Annotated in this window: 12 protein-coding genes; 8 read left to right on the top strand and 4 right to left on the bottom strand. The window is 68.5% G+C overall.

Going from position 1 to position 18964, the window contains the following annotated elements:
• Positions 1–17: 17 nt before the first annotated feature.
• From prpC to pbpC, 7 genes are all read left to right on the top strand, one after another.
• Positions 18–1178 carry a 2-methylcitrate synthase gene (gene prpC / locus GQ674_RS14015; RefSeq protein WP_128097020.1) on the top strand — a complete coding sequence of 387 codons (1161 nt, stop codon included), beginning with the start codon at positions 18–20 and terminating at the stop codon, positions 1176–1178.
• Between the two features lie 138 nt (positions 1179–1316).
• Complete coding sequence (acnD, locus tag GQ674_RS14010; protein ID WP_159497564.1) at positions 1317–3932, top strand: Fe/S-dependent 2-methylisocitrate dehydratase AcnD; 2616 nt, start codon at positions 1317–1319, stop codon at positions 3930–3932.
• 99 nt (positions 3933–4031) lie between these two features.
• Positions 4032–4739, top strand: a complete 708-nt coding sequence (locus tag GQ674_RS14005) for a hypothetical protein (protein WP_159497563.1) — start codon at positions 4032–4034, stop codon at positions 4737–4739.
• A gap of 28 nt (positions 4740–4767) precedes the next feature.
• Positions 4768–5958: a 2-methylaconitate cis-trans isomerase PrpF gene (prpF, locus tag GQ674_RS14000; RefSeq protein WP_159497562.1), complete on the top strand. Its 1191-nt coding sequence runs from the start codon at positions 4768–4770 to the stop codon at positions 5956–5958.
• 18 nt (positions 5959–5976) lie between these two features.
• The gene (locus GQ674_RS13995; protein WP_159497561.1) at positions 5977–7434 is read left to right on the top strand and encodes a bifunctional 2-methylcitrate dehydratase/aconitate hydratase; all 1458 of its coding nucleotides are present in this window, start codon (positions 5977–5979) and stop codon (positions 7432–7434) included.
• 110 nt (positions 7435–7544) lie between these two features.
• Positions 7545–12464, top strand: coding sequence for an alpha-2-macroglobulin (locus GQ674_RS13990; RefSeq protein ID WP_159497560.1), 4920 nt, complete (start codon positions 7545–7547; stop codon positions 12462–12464).
• 55 nt (positions 12465–12519) lie between these two features.
• Complete coding sequence (gene pbpC, locus GQ674_RS13985) at positions 12520–14895, top strand: penicillin-binding protein 1C (RefSeq protein ID WP_159497559.1); 2376 nt, start codon at positions 12520–12522, stop codon at positions 14893–14895.
• Between the two features lie 105 nt (positions 14896–15000).
• Here pbpC and GQ674_RS13980 read toward each other — a convergent pair whose 3' ends face one another.
• Together GQ674_RS13980 and GQ674_RS13975 are read right to left on the bottom strand one after the other, a co-directional pair.
• Positions 15001–15588, bottom strand: coding sequence for a ferritin-like domain-containing protein (locus GQ674_RS13980; RefSeq protein ID WP_159497558.1), 588 nt, complete (start codon positions 15586–15588; stop codon positions 15001–15003).
• Positions 15589–15617: 29 nt separating this feature from the next.
• Positions 15618–16100, bottom strand: coding sequence for a peroxiredoxin (locus tag GQ674_RS13975; protein ID WP_128096978.1), 483 nt, complete (start codon positions 16098–16100; stop codon positions 15618–15620).
• Between the two features lie 246 nt (positions 16101–16346).
• Here GQ674_RS13975 and GQ674_RS13970 point away from each other — a divergent pair, with 246 nt between their 5' ends.
• Positions 16347–17243 carry a DnaJ C-terminal domain-containing protein gene (locus GQ674_RS13970; RefSeq protein ID WP_038686926.1) on the top strand — a complete coding sequence of 299 codons (897 nt, stop codon included), beginning with the start codon at positions 16347–16349 and terminating at the stop codon, positions 17241–17243.
• A gap of 145 nt (positions 17244–17388) precedes the next feature.
• Here the strand turns inward: GQ674_RS13970 and pilH are convergent, their stop codons facing one another.
• Both pilH and GQ674_RS13960 read right to left on the bottom strand, forming a co-directional pair.
• Positions 17389–17772, bottom strand: a complete 384-nt coding sequence (gene pilH / locus GQ674_RS13965) for a twitching motility response regulator PilH (RefSeq protein WP_128098127.1) — start codon at positions 17770–17772, stop codon at positions 17389–17391.
• 89 nt (positions 17773–17861) lie between these two features.
• Positions 17862–18857, bottom strand: a complete 996-nt coding sequence (locus GQ674_RS13960) for a YhdH/YhfP family quinone oxidoreductase (protein WP_159497557.1) — start codon at positions 18855–18857, stop codon at positions 17862–17864.
• Positions 18858–18964: the final 107 nt, after the last annotated feature.

Below are 18964 nucleotides of genomic sequence, written 5' to 3'. Positions count from 1 at the left end.
TGTTTTCTGGAGGGATCATGAGCGAAGCAGCAACCACCGCCCCCGGCTTCAAGCCGAAGAAGTCCGTCGCCCTGTCGGGCACCGCCGCCGGCAACACCGCGCTGTGCACCGTCGGCCGCAGCGGCAACGACCTGCACTACCGGGGCTACGACATCCTGGACCTGGCCAACACCAGCGAGTTCGAGGAAATCGCTCACCTGTTGGTGCACGGCAAGCTGCCCACCCGCGCCGAGCTGGTGGCCTACAAGGCCAAGCTGAAGTCGCTGCGTGGTATCCCGGCCGCGGTCAAGGCCGCGCTGGAAGAACTGCCGCCGTCGGCGCATCCGATGGACGTGATGCGCACCGGTGTGTCCGTGCTGGGCTGCGTGTCGCCGGAAAAGGATGACCACAACCATCCGGGCGCGCGCGACATCGCCGACAAGCTGATGGCCTGCCTGGGCTCGATGCTGCTGTACTGGTACCACTGGAGCCACAACGGCCGCGCCATCGACGTGGAAACCGACGATGACTCCATCGGCGGCCACTTCCTCCACCTGCTGCATGGCGAAAAGCCGCAGGATTCGTGGGTGAAGGCGATGCACACCTCGCTGATCCTGTACGCCGAGCACGAGTTCAACGCCTCCACCTTTGCCTGCCGCGTCATCGCCGGCACCGGCAGCGACATGTACAGCTGCATCACCGGCGGCATCGGCGCGCTGCGGGGTCCCAAGCACGGCGGCGCCAATGAAGTGGCCTTCGAAGTGCAGAAGCGCTACGACAGCCCGGACGACGCCGAGGCCGACATCAAGGCCCGTGTCGAACGCAAGGAAGTGGTGATCGGCTTCGGCCACCCCGTCTACACCGTGAGCGACCCGCGCAACAACGTGATCAAGGAAGTGGCGCGCGACCTGTCGGCCGAGCAGCAGAACGTGAAGATGTTCGACATTGCCGAGCGTCTGGAAACGGTGATGTGGGACATCAAGAAGATGTTCCCGAACCTGGACTGGTTCAGCGCGGTCAGCTACCACATGATGGGCGTGCCGACGGCGATGTTCACCCCGCTGTTCGTCATCGCGCGCACCTCCGGCTGGAGCGCGCACATCATCGAGCAGCGCATCGATGGGAAGATCATCCGCCCCAGCGCCAACTACACCGGCCCGGAAGACCAGGCCTTCGTGCCGATCGACCAGCGCAGGTGATGTGTTCCTCCCGCACCCGGTAACGGGTGCAACGCGGAGCGGGCTGGCCATGCCAGCCCGTCTCCGTTGCGGCGTCGCCACTCCCTTTTTGCCGGTGTCACGACGCCCCGGCCCGCCAACAAGCAGCTATCGCCAGCCATGAATACTCAGTACCGCAAGAATCTCCCCGGCACCGCGCTGGACTATTTCGATACCCGGGCCGCGGTCGATGCGATCCAGCCCGGCGCCTATGCCACGCTGCCGTATACCTCGCGCGTGCTGGCGGAAAACCTGGTGCGCCGCTGCGACCCGGCGACCCTCGAGGCCTCGCTGCGGCAGCTGATCGAGCGCCGCCAGGACCTGGACTTCCCGTGGTTCCCCGCGCGCGTGGTGTGCCATGACATCCTCGGCCAGACCGCGCTGGTGGACCTGGCCGGCCTGCGTGACGCCATCGCCGATGCCGGTGGCGACCCGGCCCAGATCAACCCGGTGGTACCGACCCAGCTGATCGTCGATCACTCGCTGGCGGTGGAGTTCCCCGGCTTCGACAAGGCCGCGTTCGAGAAGAACCGCGCCATCGAGGACCGTCGCAACGAAGACCGGTTCCACTTCATCAACTGGACCAAGAAGGCGTTCAAGAACGTCGACGTGATTCCGCCGGGCAACGGGATCATGCACCAAATCAACCTGGAGAAGATGTCCCCGGTGGTGCAGGTGCGCGACGGCGTGGCCTTCCCCGATACCTGCGTGGGCACCGACAGCCACACCCCGCACGTGGACGCGCTGGGCGTGATCGCCATCGGCGTCGGCGGCCTGGAAGCCGAAAGCGTGATGCTCGGCCGCGCCTCCTGGATGCGCCTGCCCGACATCATCGGCGTGGAACTCACCGGCCGCCCGCAGCCGGGCATCACCTGCACCGATATCGTGCTGGCGCTGACCGAGTACCTGCGCAAGGAACGCGTGGTGGGGGCGTGGATCGAGTTCTTCGGTGAAGGCGCCACCGCGCTGACCATCGGCGACCGCGCCACCATTTCCAACATGACCCCGGAGTTCGGCGCCACCGCGGCGATGTTCTCCATCGACCAGCAGACCCTGGACTACCTGCGCCTGACCGGCCGCGAGGAAGCCCAGGTGCAGCTGGTGGAAACCTACGCCAAGGCTACCGGCCTGTGGTCGGACGACCTGGCCAACGTGCAGTACGAGCGCGTGCTGCAGTTCGACCTCTCCAGCGTGGTGCGCAACATGGCCGGCCCGTCCAACCCGCACAAGCGCGTGGCCACCCGCGACCTGGCCGCACGCGGCATCGCCGACGAAGCCAAGCTGGCCTCGGGCAAGCTGGAACAGGAACAGGGCCTGATGCCCGATGGCGCGGTGATCATCGCCGCCATCACCAGCTGCACCAACACCAGCAACCCGCGCAACGTCATCTCCGCCGCGCTGCTGGCGCGCAACGCCAACCGCGCCGGCCTGACCCGCAAGCCGTGGGTGAAGAGCTCGCTGGCGCCCGGTTCCAAGGCCGTGCAGCTGTACCTGGAAGAGGCCGGCCTGCTGGGCGACCTGGAACAGCTGGGCTTTGGCATCGTGGCCTTCGCCTGCACCACCTGCAACGGCATGAGCGGCGCGCTGGACCCGAAAATCCAGCAGGAAGTGATCGACCGCGACCTGTACGCCACGGCGGTGTTGTCGGGCAACCGCAACTTCGACGGGCGCATCCATCCGTATGCCAAGCAGGCGTTCCTGGCCTCGCCGCCGCTGGTGGTGGCCTATGCGATCGCCGGTACTGTGCGCTTCGATATCGAGAAGGACGCGCTGGGCCATGATGCCGACGGCAACCCGATCACGCTGAAGGACCTGTGGCCCAGCGACGCCGAGATCGATGCGGTGGTCAAGGCCTGCGTCAAGCCGGAACAGTTCCGCCAGGTCTACGACCCGATGTTCACCTTCAAGGTGGAGCACGGCGCGCCGATCAGCCCGCTGTACGCGTGGCGCGCGCAGAGCACCTACATCCGCCGACCGCCGTACTGGGAAGGCGCGCTGGCTGGCGCACGCTCGCTCAGTGGCATGCGGCCGCTGGCCGTGCTCGGCGACAACATCACCACCGACCACCTGTCGCCGTCCAACGCGATCATGGCCAGCAGCGCCGCCGGTGAATACCTGGCCAGGATGGGCCTGCCGGAGGAGGACTTCAATTCCTACGCCACCCACCGCGGCGACCACCTCACCGCGCAGCGCGCCACCTTCGCCAACCCCAAGCTGATCAACGAAATGGCCGTGGTCGATGGTCAGGTGAAGCAGGGCTCGCTGGCGCGCGTGGAGCCGGAAGGGCAGGTCACCCGCATGTGGGAAGCCATTGAAACCTACATGGCGCGCAAGCAGCCGTTGATCATCATCGCCGGTGCCGACTACGGCCAAGGCAGCTCGCGCGACTGGGCCGCCAAGGGTGTGCGCCTGGCCGGCGTGGAGGCGATTGCCGCCGAAGGCTTCGAGCGCATCCACCGCACCAACCTGATCGGCATGGGCGTGCTGCCGCTGGAGTTCAAGGAAGGCGTGAACCGCAGGACGCTGGGCATCGACGGCACCGAAACCTTCGATGTGATCGGCGAGCGGGTGCCGCGCGCCGAGCTCACCCTGGTGATCCACCGCCGCAACGGCGAACAGCTGCGGGTGCCGGTCACCTGCCGGCTGGACACCGCCGAGGAAGTGTCCATCTACGAGGCCGGTGGCGTGCTGCAGCGCTTCGCCCAGGACTTCCTGGAAGCTGCGCAGGTGGCGTGAGGGCAACACGGGCGCGCACCCGGTGTGCGCGCCCGCAGCGTCGGTGGCATGGGGCCACCGATGCGCTGGCAAGCGATACCAGACAGGACGGTCGGCGACATGTTCTACACCGTGGCGGGCATCATCAACACCGCGTTCATCCTGCTCAGCCTGGTCGGTGTGTGGGCGCAGCTGCGCACGGTCTGGCGCCGCCGCAGCGCGGGCGCGGCCAACGGTGGCGCCACCGACATCCTGTCGCTCAACCAGTTCACGGTCAGTTTCCTGGCCTATCTGTCGTTCTTCGTCTACGGCTACACCATCCAGCCGTTCAACCACTTCATTGTCTGGCCGCGCCTGCTCGCCTCGGTGCTGGTGCTGCTGATCCTGCGCGAGATCTGGACGGACCGGCGCAGCCGCGCGGCCACCACCGGGCTGGCGCTGGCCTGCGTGGCACTGTTTTGTGCGCTGGCCGGGCTGGTGTGGGGGCAGCGCCACGTCGACGAAGGGCGGGTGCTGGCCTCGGCGATGATCGTGGCCATCACCGCGTTGCTGGCGCAGGGGTATGCGCACCAGATCCTGCTGATCTGGCGCTCCGGCCGCACCGGTGCGGTATCGCTGCGGATGAGCCAGCTGATCCTGCTGATGGATATTTCCACTGTCGTGTTCGCCTTCGCGATGGGGCTGCACCTGGGCTGGCCGCTCTTGCTGCTGGCCTTGGTCAGCGGCAGCACCAAGATTGCCATCCTGTGGCTGTTCCGCTGGGAGCAGCGCAGCGCCCTGGCCGCGCACAAACGTCATCCTCTTCCCGCGCTGGTCGCCCAGCGCTGATTTTTCCGAGACTTCCAGGGCATCCGCTATGACCTTCCTCCCCCAGCTCCGCATTCCGGCCACCTACCTGCGTGGTGGTACCAGCAAGGGTGTGTTCTTCCGGCTGACCGACCTGCCGGTGGCGGCGCAGGTGCCGGGCCCGGCCCGCGATGCGCTGCTGATGCGCGTGATCGGCTCGCCCGACCCGTATGGCAAGCACACCGACGGCATGGGCGGTGCCACCTCCAGCACCAGCAAGTGCGTGATCATCGCCGCCGCGTCGGTGCCCGATCATGACGTGGACTATCTGTATGGCCAGGTCGCCATCGACACCGCGTTCGTCGACTGGAGCGGCAACTGCGGCAACCTCAGCACGGCGGTGGGCCCGTTCGCGATCAGCAACGGCTTCATCGACCCGGCGCGCATCCCGCGCAACGGTACCTGCACCGTGCGGATCTGGCAGGCCAATATCGGCAAGACCATCCTCGCGCACGTGCCCATCGTGGACGGCCAGGTGCAGGAGATCGGCGATTTCGAACTGGACGGGGTGACCTTCCCGGCGGCCGAGATCCAGCTGGAGTTCCTCGACCCGTCCGATGATGGCGACGGCGAGGGCGGGTCGATGTTTCCGACCGGCAACCTGGTCGACACCCTGGACGTGCCCGGCGTGGGCAGCTTCCAGGTGACGATGATCACCGCCGGCATTCCCACCATCTTCCTCAACGCGGCCGACCTGGGCTACACCGGGACCGAACTGCAGCCGGCGATCAACGAGGACAAGGCCGCACTGGCCCGCTTCGAGGCGATCCGTGCGCACGGTGCGATGCGCATGGGCCTGATCGACAGCATCGACCAGGCCGCCACCCGCCAGCACACGCCCAAAGTGGCCTTCGTTGCGCCCGCGCAGGACTACGTGTCTTCCAGCGGCAAGCAGATCGCGGCCGGCGACATCGACCTGCACGCGCGCGCGCTGTCGATGGGCAAGCTGCACCACGCGATGATGGGTACCGCGGCGGTCGCCATCGGCACCGCCGCCGCGATCCCCGGCACGCTGGTCAACCTGGCCGCCGGTGGCGGCGAGCGCGAGGCGGTGACCTTCGGGCATCCGTCCGGCACGCTGCGGGTGGGCGCACAGGCGGCGTTCGTTGACGGGCAGTGGACGGTCACCAAGGCCATCATGAGCCGCAGTGCGCGCGTGCTGATGGAAGGTACGGTGCGGGTACCCGGCGACACCTTGTAGGTTCAACAGGAGATCACGATGTCCGGTCACGACAACAGCAGCAACCAGCGACCGCCATGGGATGCGGTCATGACCGACATCGTGGATTACGTGCGCGACTTCCGGGTGGAGTCGCCGCTGGCCTTCAGCACCGCGCGCCACTGCCTGATCGACACCCTGGGCTGCGGTCTGGCGGCCTTGGCGTTTCCCGCCTGCAGCAAGCTGCTCGGCCCGCTGGTGCCTGGCACCCGCGTGGTCAATGGCGCGCGCGTGCCGGGCACGCGCTTCGAACTGGACCCGGTGCAGGCGGCCTTCAATATCGGCGCGATGGTGCGCTGGCTGGACTTCAATGACACCTGGCTGGCTGCCGAGTGGGGCCATCCGTCGGACAACCTCGGCGGCATCCTGGCCACCGCCGACTGGCTCAGCCGCAACGCAGAAGCGCTGCGGCGCCCGCCGTTGACCATGCGCGACGTGCTCGCGGCGATGGTCAAGGCGCATGAAATCCAGGGCTGCCTGGCGCTGGAAAACGCCTTCAACCGGGTCGGGCTGGACCACGTGGTGCTGGTCAAGGTGGCCTCCACCGCCGTGGTCGCGCACCTGCTTGGCCTGGACCGCGAGCGCATGCTCAATGCGGTGTCGCTGGCCTGGGTCGACGGGCAGGCGCTGCGCACCTACCGGCACGCGCCCAACACCGGGTCGCGCAAAAGCTGGGCGGCCGGCGATGCCACCAGCCGCGCCGTGCGGCTGGCACTGATGGCCGCGGCGGGCGAGATGGGGTACCCGAGTGCGCTGACCGCCCCCACCTGGGGGTTCTACGATGTCAGCTTCGGCGAGCAGCCGTTCCGCTTCCAGCGCCCGTATGGGAGTTACGTGATGGAAAACGTGCTGTTCAAGATCAGCTACCCGGCCGAATTCCACGGGCAGACCGCCGTGGAGGCGGCGATGCAACTGCACGCGCGGATGCGCGCGGCTGGCAAGCGCAGCGAGGACATCGCCCACATCACCCTGCGCACCCAGCAGGCCTGCCTGCGCATCATCGACAAGCCGGGCCCGCTGCATAACCCGGCCGACCGCGATCACTGCGTGCAGTACATGGTCGCCATCGCGCTGATCTTCGGCCGCCTGGTGGCCGAGGACTACGAGGACGACGTGGCCGCCGACCCGCGCATCGATGCGCTGCGCGCGAAGATCACCTGCGTCGAGGAGCCGCGCTACACCGCCGACTACCTGGACCCGGACCAACGCAGCATCGCCAACGCGCTGGCGGTGACGTTCACCGACGGCAGCACCCTGGATGCGGAGGTGGAGTACCCGCTGGGCCATGCCCGCCGCCGCGCGGAGGGCATCCCGCTGCTGGAGGACAAGTTCCGCGCCCACCTCACCGCCACCTACCCGACCCAGCAGCAGCGCCGCATCCTGGACGCCTCGCTGGACCCGGTGGTGCTGGAAGCGATGCCCGTGCACGACTACGTAGACCTTTACCTGCCCGGGTAGAGCCGACCGTTGGTCGGCTACCACACAACCGACCCTTGCCCCGCGCGCCCCGGACACCGCTCAAGCCGGGTCGCCCTCTATACTGGCCGCCTTGATCAAGGAGCGTCATCATGGCTAGCCGCAGTCGGGTCGGGCAGTGGAGCTGGAAGGGAATCGCGGGCCTGGCGCTGGTCGCCGGGCTCGCCCTGGGCATCGGGGGTTGCAACCGCAACAACAGCGGGCAGCTGCCCACCCCGTCCGGCGCACCGATCGCGGCCAAGGCCGAGAAGGTCAGCGAGTTCACCCTGGTGCGGGCCTACCCCGATCAGAAAGGCGATGGCGTGTCGCTGGCGCTGGAATTCTCGCGCCCGCTGGTGGGCACCCAGGATTTCGACGCGCTGGTCCGCTTCGCCGAGAAGGTGGGCACCGAGGACAGCAGCTGGACCCTGTCCGATGACGGCCTGACCCTGCGCTACCCGTTCGTGGAGGCGGCCAAGGAATACAACCTGATCGTCTCGCCCGACCTGCTGGCCGCCGATGGCAGCCGCATCGGCAAGGAGCTGCGCCAGAAAGTGTTCACCGGCGAGCTCAAGCCGGTGGCCGGCTTCGCTTCGCAGGGCAGCGTGCTGCCGGCCAAGGACAGCCGTGGCCTGCCGGTGGTGTCGGTGAACGTGCAGGAAGTGGACGTGGAGTTCCTGCGCGTGCGCGAGAACCAGCTGCCCACCTTCTTCAGCCAGTACCAGCGCGGCGGGCGTCGCGGCAGCTGGGATCTGGACAGCGACTATGACGACCGTGTGCCGATGTCCAAGCTGGCCGAGCCGGTGTACGTCAACCGGTTCGTGCTGGGCGGCAAGCAGAACGAACGCGTGCTGACCTACCTGCCCACCCAGGAGATCAAGCAGCTGCAGGAGCCCGGCCTGTACTTCGCGGTGATGAAGCGCAGCGGCTCGTTCGAGAGCGAGTTCGATACCGCCTTCTTCACCGTCAGCGACATCGGCCTGCACACCCGCGCCTACAAGGACAAGCTGTTCGTGCACACCGCCTCGCTGCAGAGCGGGGCGGCGCTGAAGAAGATCGAGCTGCGCATTCTCGACGGCAAGGGCGAGGTGGTGCTCAAGGGCAGTACCGACGGCAACGGCAACGCCCTGCTCAACTACACCCTGGACGCCAGCCACGTGCTGATCGCCAGCAGCGGTGCCGACACCTCGATGCTGCCGTTCAACCAGCCGGCGCTGGATCTGAGCGAGTTCGCGGTGGCCGGGCGCGACAACGCCTGGTTCGACGTGTTCGCCTGGTCCGGCCGCGACCTGTACCGCCCCGGTGAAACGGTGCGCATCTCCGCGCTGCTGCGCGACAACGATGGCAAGCCGACCAAGCCGCAGCCGGTCTTCCTGCGCCTGAAGCAGCCGGACGGCAAGACCTTCCGCGAAACCCGCCTGCAGCCGGGCGAGCAGGGTTATTTCAGCTTCGAACAGACCATTCCGGCCGAAGCCCCGACCGGGCGCTGGCAGGTGGAGTTCCGCACCAACCCGGCCAGCAAGGAAGCCATCCAGGGCATGACCCTGCGCATCGAGGAGTTCCTGCCCGAGCGCATGAAGCTGGACCTGGACAGTGCCCAGAAGACCCTCAAGCCGGGTGAGCCGCTCAAGCTGATCGCCGATGCGGCCTACCTGTACGGTGCGCCCGCCGACGGCAACCGCTTCACCGCGCGCCTGGCCGTGGCGGCCGAGCAGTCCCCGGTGGAGGCGTTGCCGGGCTACTTCTTTGGTGACCCCACCATCGCGTTGCCGCGTGAGGCACGCGACATCATCGACACCGAATTCCCCGCCGACGGCAAGCTGCGCCAGGACGTGGCGCTGCCCGATGAGGTCAAGCCGACCGCCCCGATCGCGGTGGTGGTGTCCGGCAGCGTGTACGAAACCGGCGGGCGCACCGTCACCCGCACCCTGAAGCGGGTGATGTGGCCGGCGCCGGCGCTGGTCGGCGTGCGTCCGCTGTTCAATCCCGATGACGGCGCCGACGCCAACAGCACCGCGCGCTTCGAAGTGATGCGCGTGGACGCCGCAGGCAAGCCGCAGCCGGCCAAGGGGCTGAAGATCACCCTGGTGCGCGAGCTGCGCGACTACCACTGGACCTTCAACGACAACCGCTGGGATTACGACTTCACCCGCCGCTTCGAGAACAAGGACACCCGCACCGTCGACGCCGGCACCGCGGCCACCACGGTCGACCTGCCGGTGGAGTGGGGCGAGTACCGCCTGGAGGTGTTCGATCCGACCACCGGGCTGACCAGCCGCTATCCGTTCCGCGCCGGCTGGAGCTGGAACGACGACAACCGCGGCCTGGATGCACGCCCGGACAAGATCAAGCTGGGCCTGGACAAGACCGGCTACAAGGCCGGCGACAAGGTCCGCGTGACCGTCACCCCGCCGCATGCCGGCAAGGGCATCCTGATGGTGGAAAGCGACAAGATGCTGTACGTCCAGGAGATCGACGCCAAGCCGGGCAGCACCTTCGACATCCCGGTCACCGCCGAGTGGGAGCGTCACGACGTCTACATCACCGCGCTGGTGTTCCGTGGCGGCAGTGCGCCGAGCAAGATCACCCCGGCCCGTGCGGTGGGCGTGGTGCACGTGCCGATGGACCGCAAGGCGCGCCAGATCGCGGTCGGCCTGTCGGCGCCCAGGCAGATGCGCCCCGAGCAGACCCTGCCGGTGACGGTGAGCGCGCCGCAGCTGGCGGGCAAGGTCGCGCACGTGACCGTGTCGGCGGTGGACGTGGGCATCCTCAATATCACCCGCTTCCCGGTGCCCGACGCGGCCGGCCACTTCTTCGCGCAGCGCCGCCTGGACGTGGATGCCTATGACATCTATAGCCGCGTGATCGAAAGCTTCGACGGCAGCAGCGGCAAGCTCAAGTTCGGCGGCGACATGGCACTGGCGGCGATGCCGCAGGCCAAGCGTCCCACCGCGCGCGTGCAGACCGTGGACCTGTTCTCCGGCCCGGTGAAGCTCGACGCCAAGGGCATCGCCCGGGTCGCGCTGAAGGTGCCGGACTTCAACGGCACCCTGCGGGTGTCGGCGGTGGTGTATTCCGATGACCAGTACGGCAAGCGCGATGTGGAAACGGTGGTGCGCGCGCCGATCCTGGCCGAAGCCAGCATGCCGCGCGTGATGGCGCCGGGCGACCGCAGCACGGTCACCCTGGACGTGCAGAACTTCACCGGCACGCCGGGCGAGTTCAAGGTGCAGGTCGAGGGCATCGGTCCGCTCGCCCTGGGGGAACCGACCCGCACGCTGCAGCTCAAGGCCGACGGCAAGACCACCCTCAGCTTCCCGCTGACCGCGCGCGAGGGCTACACCGTGGCCAAGGTGCGGGTGCGGGTGGACGGCAATGGCTTCAAGGTAGACCGCCGTTACGACCTGCCGGTGCGCGCGGCCTGGCCGCAGATCCTGCGCTCGCAGACCCGCACGCTGGACCCGCTGGGCGCGGTGGAGATGGGCAGCGGCCTGGCCGATGGCCTGATGACCGATTCGGTGACCGCACGCATGCTGGTCAGCGCGCTGCCGCCGATTCCGTTTGCCAGCGCGCTCAACGATGCACTGAAGTATCCCTATGGCTGCGCCGAGCAGACCACCAGCAAGGGCTACGCGGCGCTGATGCTGGACGAGGCGACCTCGGCCATGCTCGGCGCCGATGGCCTGGATGCCAAGACCCGCCGCGAGCGCATGGAAGGCGCGTTCGGCCGGCTGGCCTCGATGCAGGTGGCCAATGGCAACTTCTCGATGTGGGGCGACGACGGCTATGTGAACCCGTGGCTGACCCCGTACATCGCCGAGTTCCTGCTGGATGCCAAGGACGGTGGTTTCGCGGTGCCCGACACCGTGCTGCAGAAGGCACTCAACCGCCTGAGCGAAGACCTGCTGTCCGGTGGCAACCAGTTCTACGGTGAAGATCGCCGGGAGAACCTCAAGTTCGCCAACCAGGCGTATTCCGGTTACGTGCTTGCCCGGGTCAATCGCGCGCCGCTGGGTACGTTGCGCGCGCTGTACGACAACGAACGCAGCAAGGCGCTGACCGGCCTGCCGCTGGTCCACCTGGGCATCGCGTTGGCGCTGCAGGGCGACCACAAACGCGGCGATGCGGCCATTGCCGCCGGTTTCGCCAAGCCCAGCAGCGAGCGCCCGCAGTACTTCGGTGACTACGGCAGCGCGGTGCGCGACGATGCGTTGATGATCGCGCTGCTGCACGAGCGCAAGCTGTCCAAGCCGGGCTATGACGCGCGTGCAGTCGACCTGGGACGGGCCCTGGATGCACGCCGCAGCAGCAGCGGGTTGTGGTTGAGCACGCAGGAACAGGTGGCCATCGCGCGCCTGGGCAAGGCCCTGTCGGCCAACCAGAAGAAGCTGGTGTCCGGCGAGCTGGCCGTGGGCGGCGAGGTGGAGGCCATCGCCGCGCGCCGCCTGTTCGGGCGCAGCTTCGACTACGCCGCGCTGGCCAAGGGCGTGCGCTTCACCCCGCAGGGGGAGCCGCCGATGTTCGCCAGCCTGGACGTGGCCGGCATTCCGCGCACCGCGCCGGAGCCGGACAGCCGCCACCTGGGCGTGGAACGCACCTGGTACACCACCGACGGCAAGCCGTGGACGCCGCGTGCGCTGAAGGAAGGCGAGGCGTTGATCGTGCGGGTCAGCATCACCCCGAACGTGGACATGCCCGACGCGCTGCTCACCGACCTGCTGCCCGCGGGCCTGGAGATCGAGAACTTCAACCTGGGCGATGCCAAGCAGTGGGCCGACGTAGTGGTGGACGGACTCAACGTCAACGACCGTGGCGATGCCGCCACGCTTCGCCACGAAGAGTTCCGCGACGACCGCTACGTGGCCGCGCTGAAGCTGTCGCGGGGCAGCACCGCCAAGGTGTTCTACCTGGTGCGCGCGGTCAGCCCGGGCACTTACACGGTGCCGCCGCCGCTGGTGGAAGACATGTACCGCCCCGACCTGCGTGGGGTGGGCCGCAGCTACCCGACCACGTTGACCGTGGTCCAACCGTGAGCCGGGTGCGGGCCGTCGCCACGGCGATGGCCCGCACCGCGCTGTCGTTCAGCCGATGACGTCATACCCTTTCAAGCGCCTGGCACGACGGGCGCGGCCGTGGCTGTTGCCCACGCTGCGCTGGGGCACCGTGGCCGTGCTCAGCCTGCTGCTGGTGCTGGACCTGGCGTTCCCGCCGCCGCTGCCGAAGCTGCGTGACACCAGCACGTTGGTGGTCGCCCGCGACGGCACGCCGCTGCGCGCGTTCGCCGATGCCGACGGCGTGTGGCGGTACCCGGCGTCCATCGACAGCGTATCGCCGCTGTACCTGCAGGCCCTGCTCAATTACGAAGACCGCTGGTTCTGGCGGCACCCGGGCATCAACCCGTGGGGGCTGCTGCGTGCCGGCAAGCAATGGCTGTTGCAGGGGCGGATCGTGTCCGGCGGGTCCACCCTGACCATGCAGGTGGCGCGCATCCTCGACCCGCATACGCGCACGCCGTGGGGCAAGGCCAAGCAGATGCTGCGCGCGGTGCAGCTGGAAGTGCACCTGAGCAAGGCGCAGATCCTGGCGTTGTACCTGGAGCGCGCACCGTATGGCGGCACCATCGAAGGCGTGGAGGCGGCCAGCTGGGCCTACCTGGGCAAGCCCGCGGCGCGGTTGTCACAGGCCGAAGCGGCGTTGCTGGCGGTGTTGCCGCAGGCGCCCAGCCGGCTGCGCCCGGACCGCCACCCCGAAGCGGCACAACGCGCGCGCGACAAGGTGCTCGAGCGCATGGTCGCGCTGGGCGTGTGGAGCCGTGACGACGTGGACGATGCCCGCATCGAGCCGGTGGTCACCCGCGCGCTGCAGCCGCCGCTGCATGCCGCGCTGCTGGCGCAACGGCTGCGCTCGGCGCAGCCGCGTGCGGCGCGGATCGAAAGCACGCTGGACATCGGCCTGCAGCGCACGCTGGAAGAACGGGTGTCGTCGTACTTCTCGCAGCTGCCCGAACGGACGTCCGCTGCGTTGCTGGTGGTCGACAACCGCACCCTGGAAGCCCGCGCCTACGTGGGTTCGGTGGCCTTCGGCGACAAACAGCGGCTGGGCCACGTGGACATGGTGCAGGCCTGGCGCTCGCCCGGCTCGACGCTCAAGCCGTTCCTGTACGGCATGGCGCTGGATGACGGTCTCATCCATTCGGAAAGCCTGATGGTGGATGCACCGCAGGCGTTCGGTGGTTACCGCCCGGGCAATTTCGATGCGGCCTTCAACGGCCCGGTCAGTTCGGCCACGGCGTTGCGGTTGTCGCTCAACGTGCCGGCGGTGGACCTGCTGGACCGGGTCGGCTCGGCCCGCTTCGCCGCGCGGCTGTCGCACGCTGGCATCACCCTGCGCTTCCCGCATGGCAGTGCGCCCAACCTCTCGCTGATCCTGGGGGGCACCGGCGCCCGCCTGGAAGACCTGGTCGGTGCGTTCGCCGGATTCAACCGCAACGGCATCGCCGGCCGTGTGCGTTATACCGCGGCCGACCCGGTGATCGAACGCCGCCTGATGTCGCCGGGCGCGGCGTGGATCACCCGCGAGGTGCTCGAGTCCAATCCGCGGCCCGGGTATGGCAGCGGCACCTTCGATGTCACCGGGCGCCCGCGCGTGGCGTGGAAGACCGGCACCAGCTACGGTTACCGGGATGCGTGGGCGATCGGCAGTACCCGCCACTACACCGTGGGGGTGTGGGTGGGCCGGCCCGATGGCACGCCGTTGCCCGGGCAGTACGGCGCGGTGACCGCGCTGCCGCTGATGTTCGAGGTGGTGGACAGCCTGCCGCGCCAGGCCGGCGATGCCAGCGGCGCGCCGATGCCGCCCAACGTGACCCGCGAGGCGATCTGCTGGCCGACCGGGGAGCTGGCCGAGCGCACCGAGGACGCGTTGTGCCAGCGCCGCCTGGATGCGTTCGTGCTGGATGGCGTGGTGCCGCCCACCTTCGCCGAGCGCGACGCGCGGCTGTGGCAGCCGGGGCGCCAGCGCTTCAACGTGGACGCACGCACCGGCCTGCGGGTGTCGCCGGACTGCCGCCTGCCGCACGAGACCGAGGTGCGCGAGATCGCGCGCTGGCCGGCCCTGTTGTCACCGTGGTTGCCCCTGGCGCAACGGCATGCGTCGCAGCTCCCGGCGTTGTCCCCGGACTGCAGCGACGATGGACGCGAGAGCGGAGGCAGCCTGCACATCGAGGGCCTCAACGACCGCGCCACGCTGGCCCGCGCGCCCAATGCCGAACACGGCGTGCGCCTGCAGCTGCGCGCGCTGGGCAACGACAACAGCATCGACTGGCTGCTGGATGGGCGCTGGATCGCACGCACCGAGGGCGCGCGCCTGTTCCAGTGCGATTTCGACGAAACCGGTGAGCACACACTCACCGCGCTGGCCTCCGATGGTGCCTGGACGCAGGTGCGGTTCCGCATCCTGCGGTAGCGGCGGGCGACCTCGCGTGCATCCAGTGCACTGTGACCGGTTCGGTCGTTCGCGCGCCGGCCAGCGGCCGGCATTACCCGTTTCCGACGTCCTTCGGCGGCGGGATTACTCCCCGATCCACCCGTCCAGCAGGTCGGCGAACTCGTCGGCGTGTTCCTCTTCCTGGGCCAGGATCTCTTCGAGGATGCGCTTGGTGGTGGTGTCCTTGTCGCCCACGAAGTTGATCATTTCGCGGTAGCTGTCGATGGCGATGCGCTCGGCGATCAGGTTCTCACGGACCATGTCGCGCAGGTCCTTGCCTTCCTTGTACTCGGCATGCGACCGCGCGGTCAGGGTGTCCGGGTTGAGGTCCGGTTCGCCGCCCAGCTGCACGATGCGCTCGGCCAGCTTGCCGGCGTGCGCCTGCTCCTGCTGGGCGTGCTCCAGGAATTCGGCCTTGACCGCATCGGCGAGCATGCCCTTGGCCATGAAGTAGTGGCGGTAGTAGCGCAGCACGCACACATACTCGGTGGCCAGTGCATCGTTGAGCAGTTTGATCACCGCCTCGCGGTCGGCGCTGTAGGTCGGCGTGATCGCGCCATCGTCGATGTCCTTGCGCGCGCGGGCACGCAGGGTGGCGGTGTCGCTGATGCCATCAGGACGCGCGCTGTGGGGGGCGGGGGCGGAGCTGGGTTGCTTGGCTGGCTTTGACATGGCTGGCCGGGTTCCTTTGTTGCGTGGGTTCAGCTGGGCAGGTGCTCCAGCACGTAGGTTGCCGAGGAGACCTCGAACTGGCCGGGGGCCTCGATGAAGGTCTGGCGCACCACGCCGTCCTCGACGTAGAGCGCGAAGCGGCGCGACCGCAGGCCCATGCCGGAACTGCTGGCATCCATCTCCAGGCCAAGCGCGCGGGTGAACTCGCCGTTGCCGTCGGACAGCAGCTGCAGGCCGTCGGGCACGTGCTGGCTCTCACCCCAGGCCTTCATCACGAACGGGTCGTTGACCGCCATGCAGAACACGTCGATGCCGCGGTGGCGGAAATCGGCGAAGTGCTCCACATAGCCGGGCAGGTGGCGGGCCGAACAGGTGGGCGTGAACGCACCGGGCACGGCGAACAGCACCGCCCGGCGCCCGTCGAACAGGGCATGGGTGTCGATGGTCTCCATGCCCTCGCGGATGCGCTTGAGGGTGACTTCGGGAATGCGGTCGCCAACGTGGATGGTCATGCGGACTCCTTGGACACGGACAGCGTAGTGAGCGGGGTGGGAGGGTGGCGTCAAAACGTTGAAAAAAACGCGTGGGCACCCATTTCAACGGCAGAGCAGCGCTGCCGGGGCCAGCGTAGCCGCCGCCCGTGGGTGGCGCATTGCGCCGGATCAAGCCTGCGCGTCACGGCAGCGGCGACGGCAGCAGCTAGAATTGCGGGACGGTGCCCGCCAGCGCGGGCGACCGAACTTATTCGAGGTGTATCGATGGAATTCAAGGATTACTACGCCACGCTCGGGGTGGAACCGACCGCGGGCGATGCCGAGATCAAGACGGCCTACCGCCGGTTGGCGCGCAAGTACCACCCCGACGTGAGCAAAGAGGCCGGGGCGGAAGACAAGTTCAAGGCCGTGAACGAGGCCTACGAGGCCCTGCGCGACCCGCAGAAGCGCGCCGCGTACGACCAGCTCAAGGCCCAGGGCTACCGGCCGGGCGAAGAGTTCCATGCACCGCCGAACTACGGCGGCGGGCAGGGCTTCGATTACGAGGAAGTGTTTGGCGGCGGCGCCGGCGGTGGCGGCTTCAGTGACTTCTTCGAAAGCCTGTTCGCCCGCCAGCGCGGCGGTGGCGGTGGCCGGGCCAGTGGCTTCGGCGGCGCCAGCCAGGGCCCGCAGCCCACCCGCGATACCCGCGCCAAGTTGTCGGTGCCGCTGGAAGCAGCCCACACCGGCGACAGCCTGCGCATCAACGTCAACGGCAAGCAGCTGGACGTGCGCGTGCCCAAGGGCATCCGCCCCGGCCAAGTGATCCGGCTGACCGGGCAGGGCACCGGCGGCGGCAACCTGCTGCTGGAAGTGGAATATGCCGAGCACCCGCAGTTCGAGGTCGACGGCCGCAACATCCTGTACACCCTGCAGGTGACGCCGTGGCAGGCCGCGCTGGGTACCAGCATCAGCGTGCCCACGCTGGGCGGGTCGGTGGAACTGAAGGTGCCGGCCGAATCCGATGCCGGGCGCAAGCTGCGCCTGCGCGGTCGCGGCCTGCCGGGCAATCCCGACGGCGACCAGATCGTGGAGCTGGAGATCGTGGCGCCGGCCCCGACCGAAGAGGCGCAGAAGAAGGCCTACAAGGCCCTGGCCAAGGCGTTCGGCGAAAAGGTGTGAGACAGGCGGTGCGCCGTTGCATCGGCGTACCGGCCATTCTTGCGCGTTGCGTGCCGACCGGCGTTGCGTACCGGTCAACGGTCGGTACCTACCGGCCGGTTTTGGGGAGGCGCCGACCGTTGGTCGGCTCACCCCACCGCCGGGCTCACGCCGTCGGCGGTTCCTGGTTGCTGAAGACCCGCTCCAGCACTTCGGACAGCTCGTCCTCGGAGAACGGCTTGGTGATGTAGGCCTTGGCGCCCTGGCGCATGCCCCACATGCGGTCGGTGTCCTGGTCCTTGGTGGTCACCAGGATCACCGGAATATGCTTGGTGGTCGCATCGCGCGCCAGCGTGCGGGTGGCCTGGAAACCGTTGAGGTTGGGCATCACCACGTCCATCAGCACCAGATCGGGCAGCTGCGCGCGGGCGGCTTCCACCCCGGCGGCGCCATCGGTGGCGGTCAGGATCTCGTGCCCGAGCTTTTCGACGATGCGCTGTATCCCCAGCAGCTGCGACGGTGAATCGTCGACGATCAGAATGCGTGCCATGTTGTTCCCCAGGTTATGCCCGCAGTGTAGTGCGGCGCGCGCATGGCCGGGAAGCGTCCGGCATGCCGTCCGTCGCCCCCCTGCAACGCTCAGTCGATCCGCACCACCGTGCGGCCTACTGCGCCGCCTGCAAGCATCGCCTCGAACACGTCGGCCAATCCGTCCAGGCCCACTTCGCGCGTGCAGATGGTCGCCAGGTGACGCGGCTTCCAGTCGCCGGCGAGCTTTTCCCAGACCTGCTCGCGCAGCGCGCGTGGCGCAGCCGCCGAAGACACCCCCAGGAGTGACACACCGCGGATGATGAAGGGCATCACCGTCATGTCCAGCGCCGGGCTGGCCGCCAGGCCCGCGCTGACCACGCTGCCGTAGGGCACCGTCTGCGCCAGCATGCTGGCCAGCATGGGGCCACCGGCATTGTCCAGCCCGCCGCCGAAGCGCGCCGATTCCATCGGTTTGCCCGTGGCCAGCGCCTCGCGCGGCAACACCTGACTGGCGCCCAGCCCGTGAAGGTAGTCGGCCTGGTCGGCCTTGCCGCTGACGGCATGCACCTCGAAGCCGGCGCGGCTGAAGATGTCCACCGCCAGCGAGCCGACCCCGCCGGTGGCCCCGGTGACTGCCAGCGGGCCATGTGCGGGAGTCAGCCGGTTGTCGGTCATGCGCAGCAGCGCCAGCGCGGCGGTGAAGCCCGCGGTGCCCAGCACCATCGCCTCGCGCGGGCTCAGCCCGGCCGGCTGGGCGATCACTGCGCTCGCTGCCAGCCGCACGTACTGGCTGTAGCCGCCGTCGCGGGTCTCGCTCAGCCCGCAGCCGGTGGCCAGCACCCCATCGCCCTCGCGGTAGGCCGGGTCGGTGGAGGCCACCACCGTGCCGGCCACGTCGATGCCCCCCACCAGCGGGAAGCGGCGCAGGATGCGGCCCTTGCCGGTGCCGGCCAGGGCATCCTTGTAGTTCACCGACGACCACTGCGCGCGGATCACCACCTCGCCCGGGTTGAGCTGGTCCAGGCCGATGGCCTCGATGCCGCTGCGGTGGCCGTGCTCGTCCTGGTGGATGCGGAAGGCGTTGAAGCGGTCGGGGAGGGGCATGGGGTGGCCTGATGGGGTGTGGAACGACACCTTACCCGGTGCCCGCGTGGGCCGGGACCCCCGTGGCGGTGGCGCATGAATCGCTCCCTTCGGCACGTTGCCCCTTC

The organism is Stenotrophomonas sp. 364 (assembly GCF_009832905.1).
Taxonomy (GTDB): Bacteria; Pseudomonadota; Gammaproteobacteria; order Xanthomonadales; family Xanthomonadaceae; genus Stenotrophomonas; species Stenotrophomonas maltophilia_AP.
Note: the sequence above shows the minus strand (reverse complement) of the source record. Positions and strands in the feature narration are given on the sequence as shown.

What these genes read in the sequence shown, in the direction of transcription:
- GQ674_RS13990 (WP_159497560.1), top strand. Translation starts at nt 7,545, where the DNA reads ATGGCTAGCCGCAGTCGGGTCGGGCAGTGGAGCTGGAAGGGAATCGCG.
- prpF (WP_159497562.1), top strand. Translation starts at nt 4,768, where the DNA reads ATGACCTTCCTCCCCCAGCTCCGCATTCCGGCCACCTACCTGCGTGGT.
- pbpC (WP_159497559.1), top strand. Translation starts at nt 12,520, where the DNA reads ATGACGTCATACCCTTTCAAGCGCCTGGCACGACGGGCGCGGCCGTGG.
- prpC (WP_128097020.1), top strand. Translation starts at nt 18, where the DNA reads ATGAGCGAAGCAGCAACCACCGCCCCCGGCTTCAAGCCGAAGAAGTCC.
- GQ674_RS13960 (WP_159497557.1), bottom strand. Translation starts at nt 18,857, where the DNA reads ATGCCCCTCCCCGACCGCTTCAACGCCTTCCGCATCCACCAGGACGAG.
- GQ674_RS13995 (WP_159497561.1), top strand. Translation starts at nt 5,977, where the DNA reads ATGTCCGGTCACGACAACAGCAGCAACCAGCGACCGCCATGGGATGCG.
- GQ674_RS13980 (WP_159497558.1), bottom strand. Translation starts at nt 15,588, where the DNA reads ATGTCAAAGCCAGCCAAGCAACCCAGCTCCGCCCCCGCCCCCCACAGC.
- GQ674_RS13970 (WP_038686926.1), top strand. Translation starts at nt 16,347, where the DNA reads ATGGAATTCAAGGATTACTACGCCACGCTCGGGGTGGAACCGACCGCG.
- GQ674_RS14005 (WP_159497563.1), top strand. Translation starts at nt 4,032, where the DNA reads ATGTTCTACACCGTGGCGGGCATCATCAACACCGCGTTCATCCTGCTC.
- GQ674_RS13975 (WP_128096978.1), bottom strand. Translation starts at nt 16,100, where the DNA reads ATGACCATCCACGTTGGCGACCGCATTCCCGAAGTCACCCTCAAGCGC.
- acnD (WP_159497564.1), top strand. Translation starts at nt 1,317, where the DNA reads ATGAATACTCAGTACCGCAAGAATCTCCCCGGCACCGCGCTGGACTAT.
- pilH (WP_128098127.1), bottom strand. Translation starts at nt 17,772, where the DNA reads ATGGCACGCATTCTGATCGTCGACGATTCACCGTCGCAGCTGCTGGGG.